The sequence below is a fragment of the Nitrososphaera sp. AFS genome (genome assembly GCF_009898475.1).
Taxonomy (GTDB): domain Archaea; phylum Thermoproteota; class Nitrososphaeria; order Nitrososphaerales; family Nitrososphaeraceae; genus Nitrosopolaris.
This window is the reverse complement of record NZ_QURE01000117.1, coordinates 1-2479: the sequence shown is the minus strand read 5'-3', so window position 1 is coordinate 2479 and position 2479 is coordinate 1. Positions and strand designations below refer to the sequence as shown.

The following is a 2479-nucleotide window of genomic DNA, read 5'->3' as shown; positions in this document are numbered from 1 at the left end:
AATGTGAAGGAGGTAGCTGAATGGATAACGCCAGTGCCAGGAGGGGTAGGGCCTATGACCATATCGATGCTTTTAGCAAATACCGTCGCTGCCTCATCGTTGTGCAAAGACGTGATTTAAGACATTAGTTGAAACAAACAAAGTTGATGACGCTAAAGGCTAAAGTGCGCGAGCTTACGCGGTCAGAACGTGACTCTTTGTCACTTGCAGCTATCAGAACCAAGAGTGACAGAATACAAGAAAAATTTGTCACGCTAAAAGAATTCGAGCAATGCAAGGTACTTGCGAGCTATTATCCATTTGGTTCAGAAGTGCGTACCTTCAGAATTACCGAAAAGGCTTTTGAGAACAATAAAGTTATTTCACTTCCCAAAATTAGCAGACGTTTCATGGACTTTTATCGAATCACACCCAGCACCAATTTTTATACTAACAAGTTCGGCATAAAAGAGCCAATTGCCCATTTGGCTCAACGAGTTTCGCAAAAATTGGACCTTGTTGTTGTTCCTGGATTAGCATTTGACACCAGTGGTTATAGGATAGGCTATGGATATGGCTATTATGATAGGTTCTTGGCCGATAAGAGAAATTCAATTATTTGTGTGGGACTTGCCTATGATTCTCAGGTGGTTCAGCAAGTTCCACACCTGAATCATGATACGAAATTAGATATCTTGCTGACAGAAAAAAGGATTTTTTATTTCTAATTCGGCAATGTTGATTTTCCTATGTCGTTTCGAAAATACTGGGCATCTTGACCCCACTTTATTTTGCCGACCTCAGAATACGCTTTTTCTGATGCCTCGTACACATTCGGGCCTAGAGCACACACCCCAAGTATCCTGCCTCCATTAGTTAGTACATTCCCCATTTCGTCTCGTAAGGTACCAGAATGAAAAACAGCAACATTTGTACCCCTGATGTCTGTTAGCCCTTGTATAATTTCCCTGCTTGAATAAGAACTTGGATATCCCTTAGATGCCATAATTACACATACAGCCGAATGTACAGTCCAGTTGATAGGCTGCATTGTGTCAAGTCTTCCCTCGCTGGCATTTTGCAAATATTCAAAGAGGTCTGAGTTCATCCTCGTCATAAGAGGTTGACACTCTGGATCTCCCATTCTTACATTAAATTCAAGAACAACAGGCTCTTTACTGAGATGATCTACGAGTATCCCAGCATACAAGAAGCCCCTAAATGGCTTTCCCTGACTGCTCATTCCTGAGATCGCTGGTCGCATTATCTTTTCAAGAATTTTGCGATCAATATCCTCATTTATGAGGGGAGTGGGTGAATAACTGCCCATGCCGCCCGTGTTTGGACCCATGTCGCCATTGTATAATCTTTTATAGTCTCTACTTGATGCCAAAGGCTGAAGAGTTTTTCCGTCGCAAATGGCTATATAAGATGCCTCCTCGCCAAACAACCTTTCTTCGATAACTACTCTTTGTCCACTATTCCCAAGTCTGTTATGGATCATCATGGAATCCAATGTCTTAACAGCATCGTCAGAGCTATCACAAACCACTACTCCTTTGCCTCCAGACAACCCGTCTGCCTTAACTACCAGCTTCCTATCTTTTTGTCTGACGACATAGTCCTTTGCTTTCTCTACATCTGAAAAAGTGGAAAAATTTGCCGTTGGTATATTATTAGCATTCATGAATTGCTTTGAAAATATTTTACTTGATTCGAGCATCGATGCTCTTTTTGTAGGACCGAAGATGGGTAGGTCTTCTTCCATAAAAAAGTCTACAATGCCGCTTTCAAGAAGCTTTTCTGGTCCTACTACGGTGAAGCACTCGTGATCTCTGGCAAATTTTGAAAGGCTTTTGAAATCAGTTGGGTTGATATCAATATTCAGTGAAGTTCCACCGTTGCCACTCGCATAGTACACCTTCTCAACGAGGTCGCTTTTGGATAGCTTCCAACCAAGAGCATGCTCTCGGCCGCCTGAACCAACGATCAATACGTTTTGATTCCGCACAATTGGAAGTATTTTTGTAAACTAAATATTAAACTACTTCGATACCCACGGCTTAATTTCTTTAAGACCTAGGGGTACAAAATAACGTGTAGTCTGTAAAAGACCAACGACTCTGGCTGCCAGGAGTTCATAGGAGCGCCTCAAGTTCGGAAATCAAGTATAAAGCAGAGAGTTTTTTAAATCAGAGATTAGTCCGCCTAAGAAGAACATGCGCTCTGAATCATGAAACTCAATTGTTGTGAACTGTTGTTTCTCTATCGCCAATTCTACATATGTTAGGTGATAACACTTCCGTCCATCGGATAGCGTCCTATAATAATATCCCTTACAGGAGCAAAAGCCAAGTTTTGTATCTACCCAGTGCTCTCTGTCCTTTCCAACCATTGTCCAGATCACCGTTCCGCTAGGTTGGAATTTATGTAGTTTGACTGAACCCACGACCAATGATGGATCTAACCGGTCATTTTTATCACTGGACACAATGTACAA

The 2479-nt window shown here is 41.8% G+C and carries 4 protein-coding genes; 2 read left to right on the top strand and 2 right to left on the bottom strand.

What is annotated here, in order from left to right; genetic code table 11:
- Window positions 1–3 precede the first annotated feature (3 nt).
- Window positions 4–120: a hypothetical protein gene (locus DYY65_RS13085; protein WP_370519355.1), complete on the top strand. Its 117-nt coding sequence runs from the start codon at window positions 4–6 to the stop codon at window positions 118–120.
- 8 nt (window positions 121–128) lie between these two features.
- Window positions 129–707, top strand: coding sequence for a 5-formyltetrahydrofolate cyclo-ligase (locus DYY65_RS10475; protein ID WP_162477909.1), 579 nt, complete (start codon window positions 129–131; stop codon window positions 705–707).
- Here the strand turns inward: DYY65_RS10475 and purD are convergent.
- Window positions 704–1972 carry a phosphoribosylamine--glycine ligase gene (gene purD / locus DYY65_RS10470; protein ID WP_162477908.1) on the bottom strand — a complete coding sequence of 423 codons (1269 nt, stop codon included), beginning with the start codon at window positions 1970–1972 and terminating at the stop codon, window positions 704–706. The genes DYY65_RS10475 and purD overlap by 4 nt on opposite strands.
- Window positions 1973–2143: 171 nt before the next feature.
- Window positions 2144–2479 (bottom strand): hypothetical protein (locus tag DYY65_RS12595; RefSeq protein ID WP_236561794.1); only part of this gene is annotated, 336 nt, incomplete at its 5' end.